Origin of the sequence: Photobacterium marinum, from assembly GCF_000331515.1 — a bacterium.
GTDB lineage: Bacteria > Pseudomonadota > Gammaproteobacteria > Enterobacterales > Vibrionaceae > Photobacterium > Photobacterium marinum.
In genome coordinates this window covers 1-564 of sequence record NZ_AMZO01000066.1, presented here as the reverse complement: position 1 = coordinate 564, position 564 = coordinate 1, and the positions used below count along the sequence as shown (strand labels likewise).

Annotated in this window: 1 pseudogene; it reads right to left on the bottom strand. The window is 43.4% G+C overall.

The features are described from left to right. Positions 1-564, bottom strand: a pseudogene (locus C942_RS24875) (helix-turn-helix domain-containing protein); the annotation flags it as partial.

Sequence of the window (564 nt, the reverse complement as noted above, 5' to 3'; positions counted from 1 at the left end):
GTTCTTTCTTTTAGCAAGTTAGGATGCTTTCTAAGCCAGTGTTTGCTGTTAGTTGTCTTGGTGTAGTTCCTTCTTGGCTTGACCAACATATTTTCGTTTTTTAAATACTTAAATAAGCCGTCTCGCCCCAACTTTATTCCTTGCCGCTTAAGCTGGGGCTTAATCAACAGATATAGCTTACGAGTGCCGACTCGTGGCATAAACTGCCGCCAGTACATCACCATTTTTTTCACTGGCAAAAGCTCGTCAGCACGCGCCTCCAGACGTCGTTTCCATTGATACACCGCTTGCCGGGATAAGTTGAACAGCCTGCATGCAGAAGCCAGTTTTACTTTCCCTTGTTCTTTGGCAAGCCAGAGCGTTCGGCTAAGTACTTTTTTTCTAAATCTATGCCATGTTCTTTCTTAAGAATTTCCACCATGTCGCCATAAATCATGTTCTTCATTTCGGCATTGGCGAGGGCTTTTTCAAGTCGCTTAATTTTTTGCGCTGGCGTTTCTTTGGATTTCGACATAGAAGGAAAGTGCTCAATTGGTTTCGACCAATCCAACTTACCATGCTTTC